The sequence below is a fragment of the Pantoea sp. PGP6 genome (genome assembly GCF_053474785.1).
This window is the reverse complement of record NZ_JBQBMA010000001.1, coordinates 696,579-720,259: the sequence shown is the minus strand read 5'-3', so window position 1 is coordinate 720,259 and position 23,681 is coordinate 696,579. Positions and strand designations below refer to the sequence as shown.

The following is a 23,681-nucleotide window of genomic DNA, read 5'->3' as shown; positions in this document are numbered from 1 at the left end:
AAGTTTCAATATATGGAACTAAGTTCTAAGCAGGATTTATGCCAGAGCGGCCAGCAGACTGATTATTTATCGCCATCGCCAGCCTGACGGAGCAATATTCGGTGCGCACGGGCTGAAATTAATTAGCAGGTGAGGGATAACCAGCAAAATAATATTTGCCGGCTGAAATCAGATTGCTGGAATTTAAATCAACGGAAAACAGCCTGCACCAGCATGATTCAGTCAGACCGTCCTGTTTCGCACTATAATGGTGCCAGTGGGTGAAGCCATAAGGTTGATGAAAAATGAGAATCCGTCGCATTCAATTTGTGAAATAATTCTATTTAAATCAACCAGATAAATTAGCCTGTTTTGCCGAAAAGGCTTCACATTGCTAACATGTTTGATGCATAATTCATCGCCTCTCACCTGTTTATTTAACATATTCTTATAAGGACTCGGCCATGCTGACTGCTGAAATGACTGGGCGTCTGAACGACCAGCTGAACCTGGAATTTTTCTCCGCTAATCTTTATCTGCAAATGAGTGCCTGGTGCAGCGACAAAGGATTTGAAGGCGCCGCCTCATTCCTGAAAATGCACTCACGTGAAGAGATGGAACACATGCAGCGCCTGTTCGATTATCTGAGCGACACTGGCGCGATGCCGGTGCTGGGCACCATTGCCGCGCCGCCGGTCTCTTTCACCTCACTGAATGAAATCCTGCAGCAGGCGCTGGAGCACGAGCAGCTGATCACCACCAAAATCAACGAGCTGGTGCATGCGGCGATGACCTCACAGGACTACCCGACCTTCAATTTCCTGCAGTGGTACGTGGCTGAGCAGCACGAAGAAGAGAAGCTGTTCAAAACCGTGCTGGATAAACTGGCAATGGTGAGCAACAGCGGTAACGGTCTGTTCCTGGTCGATAAAGATCTTGGCCGGATGAGCACCGAAAACCACTCCGCGTAATACTATCGGCCCGGTAAATGGGCCGACCTTTTTCTGCTGCGCCGGTGTTTCCACCGGCTGCGCTGTTTAGTCCAGCCGGTAAACGTCTGCTGGCTCGCCGTTAACCCACAGCGGCCGGGTTTCACCCGCGGGCAGTCGCAGGCTGATTTCACGCCATGCTGGCTGGTAATCACCGCGTTTTTCAATCGTCAAATCGATCCGCGTGGCGCTGCTGCTCAGCGTCCAGTTCAGCCACAGCGCATTTCCCTGTTGCCAGCCATAACTCTCACCGTCATCGTCGAACACCTCTCCGTGCGATACCGCATCAGCGGGCGCCGGCCATAACTGCCACTGACGGACCGTATCCCGCTGCGCATCGGTGGTGCTTTCACACTCGCCCAGCGGAATCACCGCCCCGGCACGAACCAGCAACGGCAGCCGATCGAGCGGCGCATCCAGCGTGATCTGCTGACCACCGACAAACCACTGGCCGCTGTGCCAGTCATACCAGCCCTGGCCGTTATGCGGCAGATAAACTTCACGCTGCCGCGCGCCCTGCTCAACCACGCTGGCGACCAGCAGATCGCGTCCCAGCATAAAGTCATCATTCTCCTGCCAGCTGCGCGGGTCCTGTTCATGATCGAGAAAGGTCGGACGCAGCATCGGCTCATCCTGCTCACTGGCCTGCCACGCCAGGGTATAGAGATACGGCATCAGGCGATAGCGCAGCCGGATCGCCTCGCGGATCATCGGCGTCACCTCCGGATACATCCAGGGTTCGTTGACCGTGTGATCGTCATTCCAGGAGTGAATGGTAAAGCGCGGATGCATCACGCCGTTCTGTACCCAACGCACAAACAGCTCGGCATCGGGCTTGTCGCCAGAAAAACCGCCGACGTCATGGCCGACGTTGTACAGTCCGGAGAGGCTCATTCCCAGCCCCATGCGGATGTTGTAGCGCAGGGTTTGCCAGCTGGTCCGGTTGTCGCCGCTCCAGGTTTGCACATAGCGCTGCATCCCGGCACAGCCGGATCGCGATATCAGGTAGGGCCGTTTGTCGGGCGCAAACTGCTGCTGCGCTTCCATTGAGGCACGCATCATCAGCAACGGCATCACCGGCCGAATATGCTTGATGGCGATCGGCTGACCGAAGCCGTGGCAGCGTGCTTCACCATCCCACACCTCATACTCATTGTTGTCGTTCCAGGTGGCATCAATGCCCTTTTCCAGCAGCTGACGGGTGACATTCTCCTGCCACCAGCGCACCGCCTGCGGATGGGTAAAGTCGAGGTGCGACCCTTCATCGTCCCAGAACACCGAACGCTCGGGACGGTCCTGTTCGGAATCACGAATAAACAGCCCCTGCGCGGCCACTTCCTGATAGCGCGGATGATCCTGCAACAGACAGGGTTTGATATTGGCCGCCAGCTTCATGCCGGCACGATGAAACGCCTCGCTCAGCGCATTGGGGTCAGGGACTTTGTCGTAGTTCCAGTTGAAGACGTAACGTTTATTGTTAATCGAGGTATAGCCCGACGACAGCTGGAACGAGTCGCAGGGAATTTCATGCTCACGGCACAGGCGAATAAACGATTGCAGCTGCTGTTGCGCGTCGGGCGCATCGGTGTAGTGCATGGTCGAACCGCTGTAGCCGAGGCTCCATTTCGGCTGAAACAGCGTGCGGCCAGTCAGTCGCACAAAGGCTTTAGTGACCTCCAGCAGCGTCGGCCCCAGCATCATGTAGTAATCAAGATCGCCAGCCTCGGCGCGATAACGGCGATAAGGCAGATGGTAGTTATCCAGTTCGTTACCGAGGTCGAGCCAGCTGCTGCTGAGATTGTCATAAAACAGGCCGAAACTGACGCCGTCGCGCTGCGTCAGGGTAAACGGGATATGTTTGTAGAGCGGATCGGTGCTGGCGGCGTTGTAGCCCATCGCATCCAGATTACGCATCTCGAAGCGACGGTTGGCGCGATTCAGATCGCCGCTCTTTTCACCCAGGCCATAAACCCGATCCTGCGGCTGACGGCGCTGATAGTGTTCGACGCCGTCGCCGTGGACGTTCAGCAAATAGGCACCGGTATGACGGTCAGCCGCCAGCGGTTGCCAGTTTGTACCATCGAACTGCTCCCAGCTCAGGCAGAGCGGCTGATGTACCGTGACCCGCAGCCGTCCGGTGCCGATCTGTACCTGCTGCGCATCATGCACCAGCGTAAAGTCGGGCAGCGCAAAACCGTCCAGCGCTTCACGATCGCGGCCCTGCCACGGCACATCCTGACCGGGCGCAATGCTCCAGGTGCGGTTCAGCGCCAGCTGGCCGTCGCGCTTCAGCAGCACCCGCATCAGTCCCTCTTCGAGCACATAGATGCGCAGAAAATGACGATCCTCCACCTTCAGCTCAACGAAATGCGCAGCCTGCTGATGCAATGTCCAGTTCTTCAGGGTTTTCATCGGGATATCCTTAATGGTTTACCGGGCGCTGGCGGCGTTCGGCGATCAACATCACCAGGAAAACCGCGCCAATCAGGTCAAAAAAGCCCATCGCCACAAACAGCGGATTGAAGCCGATGGTATCGGCGGTGACACCGATAATCAGCGAGAAAATAAAGCTGGCGATCCACGCGCAGGAGCCGCGCATACCGTTAACCGTCGCCATCTGGCGGCGATCAAAGCGCTCCACCACCAGCGCGCTCAGCATGCAGGAGATCACCTGGTGACCGAAGCCGCCGACTGAAATCAGCGCAATCGCCAGCCAGGGATCGTCAACCAGCGTCATCAGCGCCAGCGAGACCATCAGCAGCGCGCCGGTGACGGAACTGGCGACGATTGAATTGACCCGGGTCAGGCCGAACCAGCGCACATAAAGTTTGGTCAGATAGCCGCTGGCGACGCTGCCGAGATCGGCGGCGAGGAACGGCAGCCAGGCGAACATCACAATCTGTTTCAGATCCATGCCGCGTTCGTTCGCCAGATAGAGCGGCACCCAGAAACTCAGCACCGCCCAGGCCGGTTCCGCCAGGAAGGCCGGAATGGCGATACCGTAAAATTTCTTCTCTTTGCCGATCACTTTTAACGCGGTAAAGAACGGCAGCTTCTCACCCACCGCTTCGTTATCCTGATTAATAAAGGCGCGCTCTTCATCGGAAAGACGCGGATGGCGGTCGGGTGCGTGATAGCCCCACCACCACAGCCCGACCCACAGCAGACCCAGCCCGCCGGTCAGCAGAAACGCGCCCTGCCAGCCAAAAGAGATGTGGGCAAGGTAGATGATCGGCGGGGCCAGCATCGCGCCGACCGAGAAGCCAACACCTGCCCAGCCGGCGGCCACCGGACGTTCTTGTTTCGGGAACCAGTCACCAATCGCTTTGGCATTGGCCGGTGTCGCGGCCGCTTCTGACGCGCCCATCACGAAACGCAACAGCGCCAGATGCAGCCAGCTGCCGGCACCCGCATGCAGCAGACAGGTCACCGACCAGATCAGCGCACAAATCAGGAACCCCATCTTCAGGCCAATCACATCGATCAGCCAGCCGCAGACCGGCTGGAACAGGGTGTAGGCCAGCTGGAATCCCGCCACTACCCACGAATACTGTTCGGTACTCATGTTGAGGCTGTTTTTTAACTCCGGTGCCAGGATACCGAGCGAGTTGCGGGTGATGTAGTTAACCGTCACCCCCAGCAGAAACATCCCCAGCATCCACCAGCGTAAATTTTTAATCACGCGCACCGTGCGCGAGGCGCTGATCGGCTTGGTTGTTGAATCGAGGCTCATAGTGCCACTCCTGATATGCATTGATGACTCACACCGCCGGCAGGCGTACCGCGTGTCTGTGCAACGACGTTAGAAAAGTGTGAAACGTGGGTACAGCCTCTTTTTTGCAACTCTTTTCATGGCAGGCTAACGCCAGCGCAAAAAGTGTGGTCAATCGCTTATCTGACGCGATTCAGCACGCTATGAAAAATTTTTCATCAGCAGATTTGAAGGCGATCACAGAATGAAACAAAGGCTGAAAGTGAGTGAAATTGCGGCGTTAAGTGGCGTCTCGATCAGCACCGTATCGCGGGTGCTGGCGGGCAAAGCGAATACCCGCCCCGCCACCCGTGACAAGGTGCTGGCCATTGCTCAGCAGCAGGGCGTGCTGGACAACCTGCACAGTGGTCGCCTGCTGCTGAATAATCTGATGGTGTTTGCGCCGCCACGCGCGTTTGACGTGCGCAGCGACATTTTCTACTACAAGGTGATTCAGGGCATCAGTCAGGCGGTGGAACCGCATGAGGTCAGGCTGCGCTACTGCGCGCTGGAGGAGATTGAGAGTGATGCGGCGCTGTTTATCGATAAGATGCAGCAGACCGAGGCCGCACTGCTGATCGGCATTGATGATGAGCATATCCACCAGCTGGCGGCAGAGATGAACAAGCCCTGCGTGCTGATTAACGCCCGGGATCGCCGGATGCGTTTACCTTCGGTCTCGCCGCATCATCAGCTGATTGGTGAATTTTCGGCACGCTACCTGTTTGAGCAGGGACACCGGCAGATTCTGTCGCTGCACTGCCTGCGCCGTTACACCATGGAGCAGCGGTTGCAGGGCGTGCGCGACGCCTGGCACGCAATGAATCTGCGTTTTGACAGCCGTCAGCATCTGCTGACCCTCAACAGCTTCAGCAGCAATGAAGCGGCGGAACGGCTGAGTGAATATCTGCGCCACTGCCCTGAAGCGCTGCGCCCGACGGCGATTCTGGCCAGCGGTGACTACATCGCGGCCGGTGCGGTCAGCGCGCTGGAGCAGGCCGGACTGCGGGTGCCGCAGGATATTTCGGTGATGAGCATGGATGGCTTTAATCTGGCCGCCATCCACGATATTCCGCTGACCTCAGTCCAGGTGCCGCGTGATGAACTGGGCGCGGCGGCCGTCAGAATGCTGCAGGAACTGCGGCTGCATCCGGGCGCACCGCCCGGCACGCTGCTGCTGAATGGCAAACTGGTGGTGCGCGATTCGGTGCGCCGCATCCGCGATAATCTTAGCCATGCGCCGGTCCAGCAGCATGGCCTGTATGATTAATCCAGCGTTTTCAGCCGCAGCTCCGAGGGCTGCGGACGTCCGAACAGGAAGCCCTGGAACAGCGTACAGCCCTCATCACGCAGCTTAGCGAACTGTTCGTTGCTCTCCACGCCTTCTGCAGTGATCTGAATGTCCAGGCTGCGGCTCATGCCGGTAATCGCCCGGATAATCGCCAGCGCCTCGCGGCTGTCACCCATATCATTAATGAACGACTTATCAATTTTAATCTTATCGAACGGGAAGGATCGCAGATAACTCAGGGAAGAGTAGCCGGTGCCGAAATCATCCAGCGCAATCTGAACCCCCAGCGCTTTGAGGTTTTGCAGGGTACGGATATTGCCGAGCGAGTCATCCAGCAATACCGACTCGGTGATCTCCACTTCCAGCCGGGCCGGGTCGAGCCCCGATTCCGTCAGCGCGCCTTCCACCACGGAGACCAGCGAGCTGTTTTTGAACTGCAGCGGTGACAGGTTAACCGACACCGACTGCACCCCTTCCCAGCTTGATGCTTCACGGCAGGCTTCATACAAGGCGAAAGCCCCCAGCATGTGGATCAGCCCGGTCTCTTCCGCGATCGGTATAAAGTCGTTCGGCATGATCAGCCCGCGGATCGGATGATGCCAGCGCATCAGCGCTTCATAGCCAATGATGGTTTTGTTGTCGCCGTTGGTGATCGGCTGATAGTAGAGCTTGAGGTGCCCACCGCTGATCGCATCGCGCAAATCATTCTCAATCACGCGCCGGCTGCGCGCCACGTCATCCATCGCCAGGGTGAAATGCTCGAAGCGATTACGGCCATTGCGTTTGGCTTCATACAGCGCCATATCGGCGCAGCGCAGCAGCTGTTCCGGCGTATTGGTGATGGTGGTGCTGAGCGCGATGCCGACGCTCAGTCCGACCGACAGGTTATGACCTTCAATATTAACCGGCGGCCGAATCGCCTCGATCAGGCGCTGCGCCACGATGCTGGCTTCCTCGCTGCTGGTCACTGAAGGCAGCACAATGGCAAACTCATCGCCGCCAATGCGCGCCAGCGTATCCTGATCGCGCAGGGTACTGCGCAGACGTTTTGCCACCGAGCGTAACAGCTCATCGCCAATCTGGTGGCCCAGCGCGTCATTGACGTTCTTGAAGTTATCCAGATCGAGGCAGAGTGCCGCCGTCTGACGCTCAGTCTGGCTGGCGGTGCGCAACGCCTCGCTCAGACGCTGGCGAAACAGGATGCGGTTGGGCAGGCTGGTAAGATTATCATGGTGCGCCATATGGTGAATGCGGGCGTCGGCGGCACGCTGATCGGTGACATCTTCAACAATCAGCATCAGGTAATTACGTCGCGCATCCTGGCCATTGATCGCGGTCGCGCGGGTATGCAGAATGCGTTCGCCGCTGGCGGTCATCAGCAGTTGCTCACGCTCATGGATGCCTTCACTGCGCAGCGCCACATCGGCAAGGTTGTTGAAATAGTCGCTCAGCTCGGGCGACATACACTCGTGTGGCCGTTTGTTGACGATCAGCGATTTCGACAGGCCAAACAGCTGCTGCGAACGATCGTTGACCAGCAGGATCTCGCGGGTGATCGCATCTTCGACGATCACGCAGGAGGGAATATTGGCGATGATGTTGTCGAGGAACTTCGACAACGCGGTTTTCTGCGCACTCTGCGCCTCAGCCAGATCGCGGGCGCGCAGCACCTGCTGCTCCTGTTCACGTCGTTCGGTGCGATCGCGGGTGATTTTAGCAAAGCCCACCAGCTTGCCGTCATCATCGTGGATCGCGTCGATCACCACGTGCGCCCAGAACGCGCTGCCATCTTTGCGGTAACGCCAGCCCTCATCTTCAAAGCGACCGGTCTTCAGTGCAATACCGAGGTTGGCTTCCGGCGTGCGGTTCAGCCGTTCCTGCGCGCTGTAGAACAGGGAGAAATGCTGGCCGACGATCTCGTCCGCCTTGTAGCCTTTGGCGCGCTGGGCACCGGCATTCCAGTTCACCACCCGCCCCTCAATATCCAGCATATAGATAGCGTAATCGGTTACGCCTTCGACCAGCAGGCGGAAACGCTGCTCCTGGTCACGCTGCAGGTTACGGATGCGCTGCTGCTCGCTGCAGTCGCGGGTGATTTTGGCGTAGCCGATCAGTTTGCCCTGATCGTCGCGGATCGCATCGATCACCACGTGCGCCCAGAACGCGCTGCCATCTTTGCGATAGCGCCAGCCCTCATCTTCGAAACGGCCGGTGCGATAAGCGGTTTGCAGGTTCTGAGCCGGCAGATGATTGAGCCGATCCTGCGCGCTGTAGAAGCGCGAGAAGTGCTGGCCGACAATCTCTTCGGCAACGTAGCCTTTGGCGCGCTGGGCACCGGCATTCCAGTTCACTACGTTGCCGTCGTGATCGAGCATATAGATAGCGTAATCGGTGACGCCTTCGACCAGCAGGCGAAAGCGCGCCTCCTGCTCACGTTCTTTGCGCTGATGCTCCTGCTGCCGGGTACAGTCGCGGATGATTTGGGCGTATCCCACCAGCTGACCGGCATCGCTGCGCATCGGATTGATCACTTCATGCGCCCAGAACGCGCTGCCATCTTTGCGATAGCGCCAGCCTTCGGTTTCATACTGTCCGGCGGTGGCGGCGAGATCCAGTCCGCGCTGCGGCAGGCCCCGGCGACGATCCTCTTCGCTGTAAAGCAGGATGACGCTGCGGCCGATAATTTCGTCTGCCGTATAGCCCAGAGTGCGCTGGCCTCCGGGGTTCCAGCTGGCGACGGTGCCGTCCGGTTTTAGCATAGTGATGGCGTAATCCATCACGCTTTGTACCAGCATGCGATAGATGACATCAGCGTTATTATCCATTGTTTTTAGCCTGCTGCTGTGTAGCCGGATAGTGGCTTAGGAATGTTCTTAATAATGTGCGCAGACTACAGCCGAAATGGGCCGGGATCACAAGCGCAATAAGAAGAATCACCAAACTTAGTAGGAGGTTTATCGGCAGCAGCGGGTAAATATTCAATCGTGCCGCCGCGTCAGCCAGAGGAGAGACGCGGCAATGGCGATGCGTCAGGCGACGCTTTCCCAGCGCGAGCAGAGCGGATAATGAGGCTGCCAGCAGAGCGTTGCCTGACTTTGTCTTATCAGCTGCTGACACTGTTCCGGCGCGACGAACGCCGCGATCACTTGCCGGGCGGCCGTCTGTCTGATCAGCGTCAGCTGGTCGTCGAGCGGTGGATGGACGTTCCACGGCAACCAGCGTGCCGTACCGGTTTGCAGCATCTCAAAGGCACGGGTTCCGGCGGAGACGTGGCTGCTGAAGATCAGGCGAAACCCGGCTTGCTGGCTGAGCTGCGCCGCCAGGCCACTGTCGGCGACCGCATCCGCCGCGACGATTACCGCGTCCGGTCGCCAGCAGTCCGGGGTGGCGACGCGCAGCAATCTGGCCAGTGCCAGCGTGGCGGCAACCGGCAGGCTGTTGAGCGCCAGCAGCTGCGCCACCTCTTCCCGCACCTGCGGGCACATCACCACCGGCAGCCCGCGCGCGCTGAGCTGCAACGCCATCTCCGGTCCGCGTCCGTGCAGCGGCGCCGTGACCACCGCGCCCGAGCGTGCTGCCAGCGCCAGCGCGTCGACCTGCTGCGCCAGCCGTTGGGTGCGGTCGCCATAGGAGCCATCGGTGATCAGCAGCCGGGCGCGCGGCGGGCAATCAAACGGCAACAGCAGCGATTCGCGGCTCCAGTCGCCCATATAGGTGATGCCACCTGCTATCGGCAGATGAAACCAGATCGATCCCGGCGAATGCCCGCTGCGTCCGGTAAACAAATTCAGCGGCCCCAGCGCGCACTGGCCACGCAGCGGCAGGATGCGTCGCGCCTCAGGCGGTACGCCGCACTCGCCCAGCTGCTGCCAGGTGATGTCACTGGCATAGACCGGCGGTGAACCAATCCCGGCCCAGCTATCCAGCGCGGCCGCATGATCAACGTGGGAATGGGTCAGGCAGAGCGCATCAACCTGGCCGATGGCGGCGACGTCGGGCCGGACGCCAGGCTCCGGCCCGGCGCCCAAATCCCACAGCAGCCGGTAGCCCTCGACCTCCAGCAGGAAAGCGGCCGGCAGTTTACCGCCGACGCCGCTGATTACCGTCAGGCTTGCCATGGCAGCACCCCCTGCGGCAGACGGCGCGTCAGCCGGCTGGCCAGCAACATTAAGCCCAGCACCACGCCAATCATCAGGCAGCCAACCGCCGCCGCCAGCGGTGCCGATCCGCCTTCATCAAGGAAGATAATGGTCGGGCCAAGCGTCTGGGTTTGCGCAGTCACCAGCAGCACCGAAACCTGTATTTCATTCAGCGCAGTGAGGAACACCAGCAGCGCACCAGCCAGCACCGAGGGTGCCGCCAGCGGCAACAGAATATCAGTCATCCGCCGCATCAGCCCCGCCCCGCACAGGCGCGCCGCCTCATCCAGTGAGGGTTCGATTTGCGCGAATCCGGCCAGCGTCGGCCTGAGCACCAGCGCCAGGAAATTAGCCAGATAGGCCGCGAGAATGATCCACACCGTGCCGTAGAGGGAAACCCCCAGCAGCGGCAGAGGCCGCAGGAAAAACAGCATCGCCGCCACGCCAGTGACAATGCCGGGCAGTGCATAGGTCAGCTCACTGGCGAACCCCAGCCCGCGCACCAGTCGGCTGCGACGCCAGCTGAGAAAGAACGCCAGAAACAGCGCCATAACGCTGAGCACTATCGCGCTGAGGCCGGTGAGCCACAGGCTGGTCACGAACGCCTGGCGGATCGCCGGATAGCCCCACAGCGCCTGCTGAAAATTCTCCAGCGTCAGGGTTTGCCAATTCAGCGCCTGACCAAAACCGCGGGTTAAGGCGGTGACCAGCAAGGCGCTGAGCGGCAGCAGCAGAGTGATCACCATCCACAGCCAGGCAAGGATTTCACCCGGCAGCCGGGCGCGCCGCAGCGGCTGGTGCCAGGGACGCGGCGAGCCACTGACCCGCACGTCACGCCGTCCGCCAAGCCAGTTGCTGATCAGCATGCCGGCAAGCGTAATCAGCGCAATCAGCATCGAATAGACCGCCGTATTGGGCAGCGCCCCCGGCCCGAGCGTATTGAGTTGCTGATAAACCAGCGTAATCAGCGTCGGCACCCGCGCCGGAATCCCCAGCATCGCCTGAATGCCGAAGTTACCAACGGCGGCGACAAACGCCAGCGCCGCCCCGGCGAAGATTGCGGGTCGTGCCAGCGGCAGGATCACCGTGAACAGAATTTGCCAGGGCGATGCACCGCTGATGCGCGCCGCCTCCACCAGCTCAGCGGGCAAACGGCGCAGCCCGGCACGCACCGTCAGAAACACCAGCGGCGCATTGTGCAGGCCCAGCAGCAGCACCATGCCAGTTGCCGAATAGAGCGGCTGTTCGCCAGCAGCCAGCCAGGTTCCCCCCAGCGCGCTGACCAGCGCGGCCAGCCAGCTTCCCGGTGCCAGCGCCTGTATCCAGGCCAGCGCGGTCACCTGCGGCGGGATCATCAGCGGCAGGATAAAGGCGAATACCCAGGCCGCTTTGGCGCGCAGATCGGTCAGCGCCACCAGCCACGCCGCCACCGTTCCCAGCAGCAGCGCCAGCAGGGTTGCGCTGATGCCGATCGCCAGCGTATTCAGCGTGGCGCTGAGCACGCGCTGGCTGACCAGCAATCTCAGCAGGCGATCGCTGTCCACCACGCCATCGGGTGCCAGCGCGGTGACGATCAGCCGGGCAAACGGCGCCACCGACAGCAGGCCGATCGCCAGCACCAGCAGTGCCAGTACCAGCGGTTCCGCCCGCCATCTGCCGCGCCTGGCGGCCAGGCTGCTACGCCATTCATTGCCCAGCACGCTCATCGTCAGCCACCAAACAGTTCGGTAAAGGTTTCGCGTACCGCAGCGTCATCGGCCACCGCTTTCGCCACGTCCGGCGTCAGCAGTTTGATCTGATCAATTGGCGCAAAACCTTCAGGAGCCGCCACGCGCGAATCGATCGGCCGGTTGCCCTGCTTCGCCACCAGCTGCTGACCCGCTTCCGACAGCATAAAGGTAACAAACGCTTTGGCGGCTGGCAGGTTATGCACTGACTTCATGATCGCCACCGGTTCGGTGACGTAGGAAACGCCCTCCTGCGGATAGACCAGATCGATCGGCGAGCCCTGTTTTCTGGCGCGGATAATATCGGCGTCGGTGATCACGCCATACTTATCCATGCCGCTGGCGACCGCCTTCAGCGCCGGTCCGTTGCCGCCCTGCGGCGCGATGCCGATGGCGGCCAGCTGCTGATAGAATTCCCAGCCAATGGACGGCGTATTGATGTCAGTGTGCAGCTTGTACAGCGCCGCGCCGGAGTAGAGCGGACTCGGCACCGCAATCTGGCCTTTGTTTTCCGCCACTGCCAGCGCTTTCCAGCTCGTGACCGGTTTGGCGCGCTGGGTGTTATAAGCGATTACCGTGGCGATAATCTTGGTGCCGAAGAAGGTTTTATCCGCATCGTAATAGGCGGGATTAAGCTGGCTGACCGGCGCATCCTGCCAGGCATAAAGCTGGCCCTCTTTCTTGAGCGCGCCAAGATTGATCGCGTCGGCCACCAGCAGCACATCAGGTTTGACCTGGCCGCTCATCATCTCGGTGTGCAACACGTTCATCAGCTGGGTGGTGCCGTTGCGGGTCCACTCCACCTCCACTGTCGGGTAAGCGGCCTTAAACGCGTCGATGGTCTGTTGCGCAATTTCAGGTGCCTGAGAGGTGTAGATCACCAGCTTGCCGCCGGACGCGTCCGCCGCCAGCGACAGAGAGGAGGCTGTGAGGCCCGATAACAACAACAGCGCGTGAAACGAGGTGCGAAAAGCCCTTTTCATGGTGTCTGAAACCCTTTATGCAGGAAGAATCCAGCCGTCATCGACGGCGACGCCGACGGTGTCATCCACCGCCAGTAATGCAGCATCGTTAAGCGTCAGCGACAGGCTGACATCCGGTTGATTGAGTGGGCGCAGATTGAGTTGATGATAGCCGCCGCGGAAGATAATCCGCTCGACGCGGGCGGCAAACTGACGTTCATCGCTATCCGCCAGGCGGAAACTGACGTTGTGGAAGCTGGCTTTGCCGTGCGGTAGCGGACGCTGCTGAGGCGAGCAGCGCAGCAATACCCGCAGCCCGCACAGCGTGGCGGTCGCCTTGCCTGGATCGAGCGGTTCAATATCGCTGACCGGCAGTACCCGTCCTTCATCAATAAAGGTGGCGACCATCTCGTTAGCCGGTTCGCGCCACAGGGTCTGCGGCGTGGCGAACTGCATCACTTTGCCGTGATCGAGCACCACGATGCGATCGGCTAAGGCCATCGCTTCGCGTTGATCGTGGGTGATATAGAGTAAGGTGGCGCCACTGTGACGATGGAAGCGGCGGAACTCCTCTTCCATGGTGGCGCGCAGGTGGACATCCAGATTGGCCAGCGGCTCATCCAGCAGCACCAGCGTAGGCCGCGCGACCAGGCAGCGGGCCAGTGCCACGCGCTGACGCTGGCCGCCAGAGAGATCGGCCGGCCGGCGAGCAGCGAAGCGCTCCAGCCCGACCAGCGTCAGCGCCTGAGTGGTGCGCAACTCGCGTTCGGCGCGTGCCACGCCGTTGACCTTCAGGCTGTAGGCGACGTTTTCCGCCACCGTCATGTGCGGCCATAAAGCATAGTTCTGAAACACCACGCCGAGATTGCGCGCTTCCGGTGGCAGATGCAGTCCGTCAGCCGCGACCCGCCGCTCACCGATGCTGATTTCACCGCTGTCGAGGGTTTCAAAACCCGCCAGCAGCCGCAGCAGCGTGGTTTTGCCACAGCCCGACGGTCCCAGAACGGCAACAAACTCGCCCTGGTGAATCTGTAACGAAATCGCGTCCAGTACCGGCTGCGCCCCGAATGCTTTGTGCAGTCCGGTTAACGAAATTGCCGCCATCTCATTCTGCCCCTGCCGTTAACGTTGTGGGCAAAACGCTACGACAGTTTGATGACAGCCCGGTGACAGCCTGGCTTCAGAGTGGCGACAGCCGATCGGGCGGCTACGCCCTGGCAGGCACTCGCCGCCGTTTCTGGCCTATTGCTGTGCGGTCAGCGCGGCAATCGGCTGCCAGATATCGGTCATGGCACCCTCTTTGCCGGTAAACGGATCCTGATGCGGCAGCGGAACGTTTTTGACCTGCGCCTGCGACGTTTTCAGCTTAGCGGGTTCGTCACGTAGCGTTTCCGGTGACATGCCCTGCGGATAAGCGCCGACGACCAGAAAATCTTCGCTGGCGCTGACCTGCCTGTGGCCGACGCCCGCCGGGATCAGTACCGCATCACCGGCGCGCAGCGTCACCATCCGGCCGCTGTCGCCGCCAAACAGCACTTCCGCCCAGCCCGCCGCCACACCCAGCAGTTCGTGGGTATTCGGGTGATAATGGGTATAGGGAAAGATCGGATAGCGCCAGGCTGGCGGCCAGCCGTGCTGTCCGAAGGTGGTTTCAAACCACGCAGCGATATCCTCTTCTTCATCCGGCGCCACGCGCGGCCAGATAATCAGGGGTAACGGGTTATTTGGCACGCCGCCCGACGGGCTGGCGAGCATCAGGTGCTGGGGATTGTCAGAAGCCCCGGCAGAGAAGGTGCCCGCGGCGAACGACATCAGCAACATCAGACTGGAGGATTGAACAGTCATACAGGTTCTCCGGTTTTTTTCTAAGTGTGGCAAAGCCCGGCCACAATGCAATGTGCGCCAGCCAGCACAATTAACATAATTAACTGATATTGCTAACTAAAGCCAAATGTGTCGTTAACAATGTTGCGACGCCATAGCGCAGCGGTTGAGGATGGTGGTTATCACTGCACGAAATTGTTGCAAAATGTCAGGCGGCGGGCGCAGTGATGAGGGCAACTGTTATATAAAAAGTGCACAAATCTGTTTCTGATATTCTTGACTGTTATCTGTTCTAATCGCTAACAGATGACAGTGAGGTAAAAAAATGGAAGCCATTAAACAAATCCTGATCGACGAGATCGCCACGCTCAACCGCGAAGAACGTCGCGACAATCGGCCGCGCTTTAGCCTCTCATTTCTGAAAAACCATCCCGGCCTGTGGGCGGTGATGTACCTGTGCTACGGTCTGTGCGTCGCGCTGATCTTCACGACTGAAATGCTCGGCTGGCCAGCCTTCTGGTTTGCCACCGCGTTCGTGCTGGTGATGAGCTTTTTAATGCTGCTGGATATCAACCCTAAATACCGTTTCGAAGATATTGATGCGCTCGATCTGCGCGTCTGCTACAACGGCGAATGGTATTACGTCCAGCCGGTTCCCGAGCAGGCGGTGTCACGTATCCTGTCGCTGCCGGAGACGCCAGAGCGGGTTAAAAGCGGTATCCAGCGCCTGCTGACGCAAAAAGGCGAAGTCGATTTTTATGATGTCTACTACCTGACCTGGGGACATCAGGAAGCGGCGCGCGTCTGACCCTGCGCCATCAGCTTACCCAGCGTTTCAATTGCCGCCTCGGCCCGCGTATCCCACGGCCAGGCGGTATTGAGTCGAAAGCAGTGACTGAACTGCTCCCCCGCCGAAAATAACTGCCCCGGTGCAATACTGATCCCCTGCGCCAGCGCCTGCTGATACAACTGCGTGGTGTTGATGTTGTCTGGCAGCGTTACCCACAGGAAATAGCCACCGCGCGCTTCGCTCAGCGTCGCCTGCGGCGGCAGCACTTTCAGCAATGCCTGACGCACCATCTGCTGGCGCTTCGCCAGAATCTGTCGCAGCCGTTTCAGGTGGGTGTCGTAACGTCGGGTGGCGAGAAAATCGGCCAGCGCCAGCTGCATCGGCGCGCTGGTTGACAGGGTGCTCATCAGTTGCAGACGCTGAATACGCTGCGCATGCTGGCCGGCCGCTACCCAGCCAACGCGGAATCCGGCCACCAGCGACTTTGAGAACGAGCCACAGTGCAGCACGTGACCCTGCCGATCCCAGGCTTTAGCGGGCAGCGGTGGCGTGTCGCCTGACCAGAGTTCAGCATAAACATCATCTTCAATCATCGGCACCTGGTAACGCGCCAGCAGCGCCACCAGCTGCTGCTTACGCTCGGCTGATAAGGTGACGCCCAGCGGGTTGTGTAGCGTTGTCATCAGCCAGCACGCTTTGACCGGCCAGCGCTGCAGCGCCTCTTCCAGCTGCACCAGATCGATACCGTTCTGGGCATCAACCGGAATCGCCAGCGCCTTGAGCTTCAGCCGCTCAATCGCCTGTAATGCGCCATAAAAGCTCGGCTGCTCAATCACCACATAATCGCCCGGCTCGGTTAACGACTGCAGGCTGAGATTAAGCGCCTCCAGCGCGCCGCTGGTAATGACGATCTCATCCGGCGACAGGGTAATGCCCTGACGCGCATAGCGTTGCGCCAGCAGCTGCCGCAGAGTGGCATTGCCGGGCGGCAGATTGTGCAGCGCATCGGTTGGCGTCAGCTGATGGGAGACGTTTGCCAGCGAGCGCATCAACTGGCGTTGCGGAAACAGTGCGGGATCGGGAAAGGCGGAACCAAAGGGAACGATGGCCGGATCGCGGGTCGCCTGCAGCACATCAAACACAAAGTCGTTGATATCGACCTGCTCGCTGATGGTGACGCTGAGCGGTGCCGGTGCTAAGGCACGCGGCGCGACGTAGTAGCCAGACTGCGGCCGGGAGACGATCCAGCCCTGACTCTCCAGCAGCTCGTAGGCGTGCAGCACCGTCATCAGGCTAAGCCCCTGCTGCGCAACCTGCTGGCGCAACGAGGGTAAACGGGTGCCCGGCAACCAGATGCCTGCCTCTATCTGCTGCTGAATTTCATCCATCAATCGCTGGTATTTCGCCACGGGTCGCCTCTCCTTTTTCACCCGCGAGACTTTACCATGCACGACGGCTAATGACAGGCCGGGCTTGCCACTTATCTTGCCAGCAGGGGTCAGGCTGGCGCAACCTGTGCCGCTAACGGCGGTTCACCAGGCTTCAGCGCCGCGCTGATGTCCACTTTTTCATCGCCGACAAAATTAGCCAGTTCGTTGACCCGGTCAGGCGGGATCGGTTTACCCAGCAGATAGCCCTGCAGGGTGTTACAACCGAGGCTGGTCAGAAAAGCCTGCTGCTCAGGCGTTTCCACCCCTTCGGCCACCACTTTGAGCTGCAGCGACTGCGCCAGCGCCACTATCGCCGAGACGATGGTGGCATCTTCGCTGTGATGCTGCAGTTCATTGACGAATGCCCGATCGATCTTCAGCTCGCTGGCCGGTAAACGTTTCAGATAAAGCAGGCTGGAATAGCCGGTGCCAAAATCATCAATCGAGGCTTTCACGCCAAGCTTAGTCAGCTCGGTCAGGATACGAACGCTCTCATCTGGATCGCGCATAGCGGTGGTTTCGGTCACCTCCAGCGTCAGCAGCTCGGGTGGGATCTCATGCTGCGCCAGCGCCCGGGTGACGGTCTCCACCAGGTTGCTCTGTTCAAACTGCAGCGCCGAGAGATTCACCGCCACCGACCAGTGCGGATGGCCCTGCAGGTGCCACTGTCGCAGCTGGCGGCAGGCTTCGTTGATCACCCAGTTGCCGATGCCGACGATCATCCCGGTTTTCTCCGCCATCGGTAAAAACTGGTCCGGCGTCAGCAGACCGCGCTGCGGATGCTGCCAGCGCAGCAGCGCCTCAAAACCGAGGATCGGCCCGCGTGGCGCACAATATTTAGGTTGATAGAACAGGCGCAGCTCGTTGTTATCCAGCGCCTGCCAGAGATCGTTATTGAGCTGTAGCTGGCTCTGCGCCAGCAGGTTCATCGACGGCTGGAAAAAGGTGTAGCCGTTACGTCCGTTGTTTTTGGTGTGGTACATCGCTGCATCGGCGTTGAACATCAGTTCACGCTCATCCTCGCCGTCGCCCGGATAGACCGCAATCCCGATACTGAGCGACACCACCAGTTCATAACGCGAAATATCAAACGGACGATCGACCGCTTTCACCAGCTTATCGGCGACCGCAGCCGCATCATTAGGATCGTCAATCTCAATCAGCAGCACAAACTCATCGCCGCCCAGCCGCGCCAGCGTGTAGTAGCCGGTCATTTGCTGGCTCATCCGCTCGGTGACGCCAATCAGCAGATTGTCGCCAATATGGTGACCAAAGGCGTCGTTAACCGCCTTAAAGCCATCCAGATCCATGAACATCAGCGCAAACTGGGTCTGCTCCCGGTTCGCCTTGTTGATCGCCTGCTCCAGCCGGTCCTCCAGCAGAATGCGGTTCGGCAGGCGCGTCAGGTTATCGTGCAGCGCCAGTTGGGCCAGTTCACGGTTCGCCTCGGCCAGCGAACTGGCCAGAATCGAGGTGCGCGCCTGCATGCGGGCATCCAGCATCGACACCAGCAGCGTGATGCCGAGGATTGAGATGGTAACCACCGTGACCAGAATCGCCAGCCAGTTGCTGTTGACGCCGTGGGTGGTCGGGTGGCTGTGCAGCGGAAACTCTGCCGCCATCATGCCGGTGTAGTGCATGCCGGCGATAGCCGCGCCCATCACCACCGAGGCACCGATACGCAACAGCGTCACCCGGCCGGTCTGGCCTTCGCGCAGGTTAAAAGCCAGCCACAGCGCCGCGCCGGAAGCCGCCAGCGCGATGATCACCGACACGGCGATCCAGCGCCAGTTCCAGACGATACCCGGTGAGAACATCAACGCAGCCATGCCGGTATAGTGCATGGCGACCACGCCGCTGCCGAGGATCAGCGCGCCACCCGCCAGCCGCCGTAACGGCAAATCGCCGTTGCACACCAGCCACAGCGCAAAGATGGAGGCGCAGACCGCGATGCCGGCTGAAAACGCGGTGAGTCCGGCGTTGTAGCTCATCACCATTTCCATGTTCATCGACAGCATGCCGATGAAATGCATCGCCCAGATGCCGATCCCCATGGCAAAACCGCCGCCGAACAGCCACACCAGCGCCACCTTGCCGGTTGAATGCACCACCCGTCCCGCCATATCTAACGCGGTAAACGAAGCCAGCATCGCAACAAGAATCGAAACGATGACGATAAAAGAGTCGTATGAGGTCACTAACATAGTGCATTCCCGAGAAAAGCCGTGCCAGCAGCTGGGTGGTGTGAGTAAGGATCAGGGATTGTCTTGTTGTACAGGTTATCGGCAATATCTGCGGGATAATTAACCTGTCACGATACATGTTTCCAATGTGTTCAAGCGTTAAAACCTATCGTCAGACGCCGGTCAGCTGGGGCACCGGCGTCGGCAGGCTGAATTCGCCGACCCGATCGGCTGGCGTCGGCCTGCCCAGCAAATATCCCTGCAGCGCGTCAAAACCGAGGCCGGTCAGCAACCGCTGCTGTTCCTCCGTCTCGACCCCTTCTGCCACCATCCGCAGATTCAGGCTCTGAGCCAGCGTCAGCATCGCGGTCACTACCGTGGCATCCTCGCTGTCGGGTCGCAGACAGTTGATAAAGCTGCGGTCAATTTTCAGCTCACTGGCATCCAGATGTTTCAGATGCAGCAGATTAGCGTAGCCGATACCAAAGTTATCGATCGCCACACTGACGCCAGCCTGCTGCAACTCACCAATACGCTGCTGGCTGAAGAGCGGATCGCGCATGGCGATGGCCTCGGTAATCTCCAGCATCAGCGCGCCCGCCGGCAGCTGATGGCGCGCCAGCGTTTGGCTGAGGGTCGTCAGCAGATCGCGCTGATGAAACTGTAAGGCTGACAGATTCACTGAGACGGTCCAGTCGCTATGCCCCTGATTATGCCAGATCTTCAGCTGGCGACAGGCTTCATTAATCACCCAGTTACCGAGCGCAACAATCTGGCCGGTTTTTTCCGCCCGCGGCAAAAACAGGTCCGGCATCAGCAAGCCGCGCACCGGATGCTGCCAGCGCAGCAGCGCTTCAAAGCCCATCAGCAGGCGGCCGCTGGAGCGAAATTTAGGCTGATAGAACAGCCGCATCTCCTGGCGTTCGATCGCTTTCCACAGATCGTTCGCCAGCTCAAGCTGATGCTGGGTTGCGGCACTCATCGCCGGTTCAAACAGGCACCAGCCGTTGCGCCCGTTATATTTGGTGTGGTACATCGCCGAGTCGGCATTCAACAGCAGCTCCTGCCTGTTTCGGCCATGCAGCGGGAAGATAGCAATGCCGGCGCTGAGCGACACGTGCAGCGAGTAGCGATCAAGTTCAAAGGCGACATCAATCACCCGCACCAGCTGTTGCGCCAGCTGGCTGGCGGCGCTGATATCGTAACCCTCGGCCATCAGCACAAACTCGTCGCCGCCGAGGCGTACCAGCAGTATCGCCTCGCTGAGCTGATTGCGCAGCCGTTCCGCCACGGCAATCAGCAACCGATCGCCGACGTGATGTCCCCAGGTATCGTTGACCGCCTTGAAGCCGTCGAGATCCATGTACATCACCGCAAAGCGGCTGTCAGTCAGCGTGGCCTGCTTGATCGCCAGATCCAGCTGCTGCTCCAGCATCACCCGGTTGGGCAGCGCCGTCAGGTTGTCATGCATCGCCAGCTGGCGCAGCTCCTGATTGGCCCGGTTGAGCCTGGCGGTCAGCCGCGCGGCGCGCAGTTGTGCATCCAGCATGGAACTCAGCAGGGTGACGCCAAGAATGATGAGAGTAATAATGGTGACCCACACCGCCAGCCCCTGAGTGCTGACTCCGTTATGCTGCATTGCGCTGACGTGGCTGAACTCCGCCGCGGCCATGCCGACATAGTGCATCCCGGCGATGGCAATCCCCATCACCAGCGACGCCAGCCCGCGCATAATCAGCAGGTTGTATTCTCCCTGGCGCAGATGAAACGCCAGCCACAGCGCGACGCCTGACGCGACAAAGGCAATCAGCATCGACAGCGCCACCAGCGGCCGGTTCCACTCAGGCTGCGGCGAGATCAGCAACGCATACATGCCCAGGTAGTGCATCACCACCACGCCCGCGCCGAGGATCAGGCTGCCGCGCAGCAGACGACGTCGGGTCAGGTCGGCGCCACCGACCGTCTGACCAAACGCCAGCATCGACGCCAGAATCGCCACCAGCAGCGAGACAATAGTCAGCCGGACGTCGTAACGCAGGGTCATCGGCATCATCATCGCCAGCATGCCAATGAAGTGCATCGCCCAGACGCCAATGCCCATCGCGGTACCGCTCACCAGCAGCCAGAGCCGGGCGATCCAGCCATGGGAAACCGCCACCCGCCCCGCCGTGTCCAGCGCAGTGAAAGAGGCAATAAACGCGACGATTAGCGAAACGCAGACCAGAACGCTATCCCACGAGACCAGTAGCATGTGTAACTCCTCACCACCCGCCGGTGAACGGGCGCTGTGTAAAGCCTGAAAAAACACTCTGAAAACACCCGCGGGTGAAAGTTATTTAGCGCCAGGGTTGATGTTGTCCTGCCGTCCTGGCAACCCGCTATCTGTGCAGGGTGACTTTTATCGCTGGCCGCTGCTGAGCAGTAAAACGTTATTTTGTCTGATTGGTGCAAGAACATATCACCGAAGCAGAAAGGACGATAGAGGGGAAGAAAATTATGATTTTCGCTTTCCTGTCTCCCTGTAATGCCTTGCCGTTACTGGGTTATCGGCGCTTCAGGCAATTTGATTAATGAAAAATAGCCGGGCGTAATTAGCGTGACGCTTTAACTGTTCTATAGTAAATAAAACTGATATAAATCATTTAGCTTAAGTCCAGGATATTTCTCAGGACTCCGGCATTACTTACATCGTTGTGATTATTTTCTCTATTTTTGGGTTGAACCGTTAAATTAACACCGGGTGAAAAAGCACTGACTCTGGATAATCGGTAAGGAATGATTATGAAATTCAAGCTTTTTCTTTTGGCCGCTGCGGGCATCTCCACAGCACTTCCGTCATTAACGCTGGCGGCGACCACCTCGGGAACCATCAACGCGACGCTGACGCTGACCACCGGTTGTCTGGTCAACGGTCAGTCAGCCACCGCCGGGGTTAATTTCGGTACCTTAAACTTCGGTAGCAGTGCGGCAACCTTCGATACCCTGAACGCCACGCTGGTCGGCGCGGCGGGTAACGGTATTTTTGTCCGTTGTACCACCGGTCAGGACTATAACGTGGTGGTCACCAGCAGTAATACTGCGCCCGCCACCGTCTATGGTACGGCCTCCACTTCACCGCGCTATCTGGTTCTGGGCTCAGATAACGCTCAGGGAATTGCCTATACGCTGTATAGCGATGCCTCATTTACCACGGCGATTGCCAATAACACGCCGATTGCGGCCAGCGGCACTACCGATCCGACCTTAGGCACTAACTATGCCATTTACGGTCGGGTCATCGGCGGCGGTTTCAATCCGCTGATCCCGGCTGGCACCTACACCGATACCATCAACGTCGCCGTGAACTATTAACTGCATTCACGGGTGAATGTGGGTGGCTGTCACGCGGTCCTGCCTGACAATTGCACGCGGTCTGTCCCTGCTGATATGGAGTGTTAGCGCCTGGAGTCTGCCGACCAGCACTTTCCAGGTAACCGCTTCGATTGTGGCAGGCTGCGTGATATCCGGTACCAATACCGGCGTTTTTGGCACGCTCAATTTTGGCTCCCAGTCGGGAGTGTCAACCAGCGTTGTCAGCGCCAGCTATGTGCAAAGCACTACCCTCAACCTCGCCTGCACGCCGGGCACCACGCTGAGCATGAGCATTAACCAGGGCAACAATTACACCACGACGCGCAACCTGAAACTGCCGAACTTCAGCAATACCGTTCCCTATACGCTCTACAGCAACGCCAGCCGCACCACGGTCATTCCGGTGAATCAGGCGGTGCCGCTGAGCTACAGCAATGCCAATAACATTACGCTGCCGATTTATGGCCAGCTAAAACTGCCGGGTACCGCGCGCGCCGGCGTCTATACCGACACCCTGACCGTCACCCTGAGCTGGTGAGGCGAGATTAACAACAAGGAAACGACGATGAAGTTACTGCGCGCCCTGCTATTACTGATCGGAACCACATTGCTGCCGCCGGCCTTTGCCGCCAACTCGGTGATGATCTGGCCGATCGATCCGGCCATCAACCCGACGGAGAAGGCCAGCGAGCTGTGGCTGGAGAATCGCGGCAACACCACCACCATGATGCAGGTTCGGGTCTTCAGCTGGCAGCAGGTCAATGGCCAGGAGCAGTACCAGACGCAGCAGCAGGTGGTTGCCAGTCCACCGATGGTACGGATGGAGCCCGGCCAGAAGCAGTTAGTCCGGCTGATCAAGCAGACCCCACCGGCTGCCGGTCATGAACTGGCCTATCGGGTGGTGCTGGATGAGATCCCGACGCCACGCCAGCCGGGTGAAAACCAGGCCGGCCTGACCTTCCAGATGCGCTATTCGGTGCCGCTGTTTGTCTATGGCGACGGCCTGAACACCGACAGCGCCCGCCCCGATCTCAGCTGGCAGACGCTCAGCGAAGGCGGCAAACGCTGGTTACAGCTAACCAACCGCGGCAACGGGCATGCCCGCCTCAGTAACGTCACCGTCGGTGGCCGCAAGCTGGGCGAAGGCTTATACGGTTACGTGCTGGCTAACAGCACCTATCGCTGGCCGCTGAACGCGGCGGTAAGCGGTGAACTGGTGGCAGAGGTGAATAAGAATTCGTGGCGCAGCGCTGCCCTAAAGTAAG

Annotated in this window: 17 protein-coding genes; 6 read left to right on the top strand and 11 right to left on the bottom strand. The window is 59.4% G+C overall.

Going from position 1 to position 23,681, the window contains the following annotated elements; translation table 11 throughout:
- Positions 1-443 precede the first annotated feature (443 nt).
- The gene (gene ftnA, locus ACLIBF_RS03455; protein WP_089561944.1) at positions 444-950 is read left to right on the top strand and encodes a non-heme ferritin; all 507 of its coding nucleotides are present in this window, start codon (positions 444-446) and stop codon (positions 948-950) included.
- Positions 951-1,016: 66 nt separating this feature from the next.
- Here the strand turns inward: ftnA and ACLIBF_RS03450 are convergent, their stop codons facing one another.
- Positions 1,017-3,380 carry a glycoside hydrolase family 31 protein gene (locus ACLIBF_RS03450; protein WP_159222746.1) on the bottom strand — a complete coding sequence of 788 codons (2,364 nt, stop codon included), beginning with the start codon at positions 3,378-3,380 and terminating at the stop codon, positions 1,017-1,019.
- 10 nt (positions 3,381-3,390) lie between these two features.
- A complete protein-coding gene (locus ACLIBF_RS03445) occupies positions 3,391-4,701 on the bottom strand; it encodes an MFS transporter (RefSeq protein WP_031377068.1) in 1,311 nt (436 codons plus the stop codon).
- 223 nt (positions 4,702-4,924) lie between these two features.
- Here ACLIBF_RS03445 and ACLIBF_RS03440 point away from each other — a divergent pair, with 223 nt between their 5' ends.
- Positions 4,925-5,989 carry a LacI family DNA-binding transcriptional regulator gene (locus ACLIBF_RS03440; RefSeq protein WP_031377067.1) on the top strand — a complete coding sequence of 355 codons (1,065 nt, stop codon included), beginning with the start codon at positions 4,925-4,927 and terminating at the stop codon, positions 5,987-5,989.
- On the opposite strand, the gene ACLIBF_RS03435 is transcribed toward ACLIBF_RS03440, so the two are convergent.
- From ACLIBF_RS03435 to ACLIBF_RS03410, 6 genes are all read right to left on the bottom strand, one after another.
- Positions 5,986-8,835, bottom strand: a complete 2,850-nt coding sequence (locus tag ACLIBF_RS03435; RefSeq protein ID WP_279810215.1) for a bifunctional diguanylate cyclase/phosphodiesterase — start codon at positions 8,833-8,835, stop codon at positions 5,986-5,988. The genes ACLIBF_RS03440 and ACLIBF_RS03435 overlap by 4 nt on opposite strands.
- A gap of 204 nt (positions 8,836-9,039) precedes the next feature.
- Complete coding sequence (locus ACLIBF_RS03430; protein ID WP_448309360.1) at positions 9,040-10,128, bottom strand: MBL fold metallo-hydrolase; 1,089 nt, start codon at positions 10,126-10,128, stop codon at positions 9,040-9,042.
- Positions 10,116-11,855 carry an ABC transporter permease gene (locus ACLIBF_RS03425; protein ID WP_279810213.1) on the bottom strand — a complete coding sequence of 580 codons (1,740 nt, stop codon included), beginning with the start codon at positions 11,853-11,855 and terminating at the stop codon, positions 10,116-10,118. Before ACLIBF_RS03425 ends, ACLIBF_RS03430 begins: the two co-directional genes overlap by 13 nt.
- A gap of 2 nt (positions 11,856-11,857) precedes the next feature.
- On the bottom strand, positions 11,858-12,859 hold the full coding sequence (locus ACLIBF_RS03420) for an ABC transporter substrate-binding protein (RefSeq protein ID WP_031377918.1): 1,002 nt from the start codon (positions 12,857-12,859) through the stop codon (positions 11,858-11,860).
- A 15-nt stretch (positions 12,860-12,874) separates the two neighbouring features.
- Positions 12,875-13,942, bottom strand: a complete 1,068-nt coding sequence (locus ACLIBF_RS03415) for an ABC transporter ATP-binding protein (protein ID WP_046289244.1) — start codon at positions 13,940-13,942, stop codon at positions 12,875-12,877.
- A gap of 138 nt (positions 13,943-14,080) precedes the next feature.
- On the bottom strand, positions 14,081-14,683 hold the full coding sequence (locus tag ACLIBF_RS03410; RefSeq protein WP_031377796.1) for a cupin domain-containing protein: 603 nt from the start codon (positions 14,681-14,683) through the stop codon (positions 14,081-14,083).
- 304 nt (positions 14,684-14,987) lie between these two features.
- Between ACLIBF_RS03410 and ACLIBF_RS03405 the strand changes: the two genes are divergently transcribed.
- Complete coding sequence (locus tag ACLIBF_RS03405; protein ID WP_031377795.1) at positions 14,988-15,470, top strand: YlaC family protein; 483 nt, start codon at positions 14,988-14,990, stop codon at positions 15,468-15,470.
- Here the strand turns inward: ACLIBF_RS03405 and ACLIBF_RS03400 are convergent.
- From ACLIBF_RS03400 to ACLIBF_RS03390, 3 genes are all read right to left on the bottom strand, one after another.
- Positions 15,449-16,861: an aminotransferase-like domain-containing protein gene (locus tag ACLIBF_RS03400; protein ID WP_031377794.1), complete on the bottom strand. Its 1,413-nt coding sequence runs from the start codon at positions 16,859-16,861 to the stop codon at positions 15,449-15,451. The two genes, ACLIBF_RS03405 and ACLIBF_RS03400, sit on opposite strands and share 22 nt — an antisense overlap.
- A gap of 89 nt (positions 16,862-16,950) precedes the next feature.
- Positions 16,951-19,086, bottom strand: a complete 2,136-nt coding sequence (locus ACLIBF_RS03395) for a putative bifunctional diguanylate cyclase/phosphodiesterase (protein ID WP_279810212.1) — start codon at positions 19,084-19,086, stop codon at positions 16,951-16,953.
- A 151-nt stretch (positions 19,087-19,237) separates the two neighbouring features.
- Complete coding sequence (locus ACLIBF_RS03390; protein ID WP_279810211.1) at positions 19,238-21,316, bottom strand: putative bifunctional diguanylate cyclase/phosphodiesterase; 2,079 nt, start codon at positions 21,314-21,316, stop codon at positions 19,238-19,240.
- Between the two features lie 530 nt (positions 21,317-21,846).
- Between ACLIBF_RS03390 and ACLIBF_RS03385 the strand changes: the two genes are divergently transcribed.
- The 3 genes from ACLIBF_RS03385 to ACLIBF_RS03375 are packed head-to-tail and all read left to right on the top strand — an operon-like array spanning position 21,847 to position 23,680.
- On the top strand, positions 21,847-22,416 hold the full coding sequence (locus ACLIBF_RS03385) for a spore coat protein U domain-containing protein (RefSeq protein WP_031377793.1): 570 nt from the start codon (positions 21,847-21,849) through the stop codon (positions 22,414-22,416).
- 22 nt (positions 22,417-22,438) lie between these two features.
- Entirely contained in the window at positions 22,439-22,954 is a 516-nt protein-coding gene (locus tag ACLIBF_RS03380) for a Csu type fimbrial protein (protein ID WP_046289279.1), read from the top strand.
- 27 nt (positions 22,955-22,981) lie between these two features.
- On the top strand, positions 22,982-23,680 hold the full coding sequence (locus ACLIBF_RS03375; RefSeq protein ID WP_279810210.1) for a fimbrial biogenesis chaperone: 699 nt from the start codon (positions 22,982-22,984) through the stop codon (positions 23,678-23,680).
- Position 23,681 lies beyond the last annotated feature (1 nt).

Bases quoted from the DNA above. Each gene is read 5' to 3' on its own strand.
- ACLIBF_RS03410 (WP_031377796.1), bottom strand. From the start codon at position 14,683: ATGACTGTTCAATCCTCCAGTCTGATGTTGCTGATGTCGTTCGCCGCG.
- ACLIBF_RS03435 (WP_279810215.1), bottom strand. From the start codon at position 8,835: ATGGATAATAACGCTGATGTCATCTATCGCATGCTGGTACAAAGCGTG.
- ACLIBF_RS03415 (WP_046289244.1), bottom strand. From the start codon at position 13,942: ATGGCGGCAATTTCGTTAACCGGACTGCACAAAGCATTCGGGGCGCAG.
- ACLIBF_RS03425 (WP_279810213.1), bottom strand. From the start codon at position 11,855: ATGAGCGTGCTGGGCAATGAATGGCGTAGCAGCCTGGCCGCCAGGCGC.
- ACLIBF_RS03450 (WP_159222746.1), bottom strand. From the start codon at position 3,380: ATGAAAACCCTGAAGAACTGGACATTGCATCAGCAGGCTGCGCATTTC.
- ACLIBF_RS03375 (WP_279810210.1), top strand. From the start codon at position 22,982: ATGAAGTTACTGCGCGCCCTGCTATTACTGATCGGAACCACATTGCTG.
- ftnA (WP_089561944.1), top strand. From the start codon at position 444: ATGCTGACTGCTGAAATGACTGGGCGTCTGAACGACCAGCTGAACCTG.
- ACLIBF_RS03430 (WP_448309360.1), bottom strand. From the start codon at position 10,128: ATGGCAAGCCTGACGGTAATCAGCGGCGTCGGCGGTAAACTGCCGGCC.
- ACLIBF_RS03445 (WP_031377068.1), bottom strand. From the start codon at position 4,701: ATGAGCCTCGATTCAACAACCAAGCCGATCAGCGCCTCGCGCACGGTG.
- ACLIBF_RS03385 (WP_031377793.1), top strand. From the start codon at position 21,847: ATGAAATTCAAGCTTTTTCTTTTGGCCGCTGCGGGCATCTCCACAGCA.
- ACLIBF_RS03405 (WP_031377795.1), top strand. From the start codon at position 14,988: ATGGAAGCCATTAAACAAATCCTGATCGACGAGATCGCCACGCTCAAC.
- ACLIBF_RS03390 (WP_279810211.1), bottom strand. From the start codon at position 21,316: ATGCTACTGGTCTCGTGGGATAGCGTTCTGGTCTGCGTTTCGCTAATC.
- ACLIBF_RS03395 (WP_279810212.1), bottom strand. From the start codon at position 19,086: ATGTTAGTGACCTCATACGACTCTTTTATCGTCATCGTTTCGATTCTT.
- ACLIBF_RS03440 (WP_031377067.1), top strand. From the start codon at position 4,925: ATGAAACAAAGGCTGAAAGTGAGTGAAATTGCGGCGTTAAGTGGCGTC.
- ACLIBF_RS03420 (WP_031377918.1), bottom strand. From the start codon at position 12,859: ATGAAAAGGGCTTTTCGCACCTCGTTTCACGCGCTGTTGTTGTTATCG.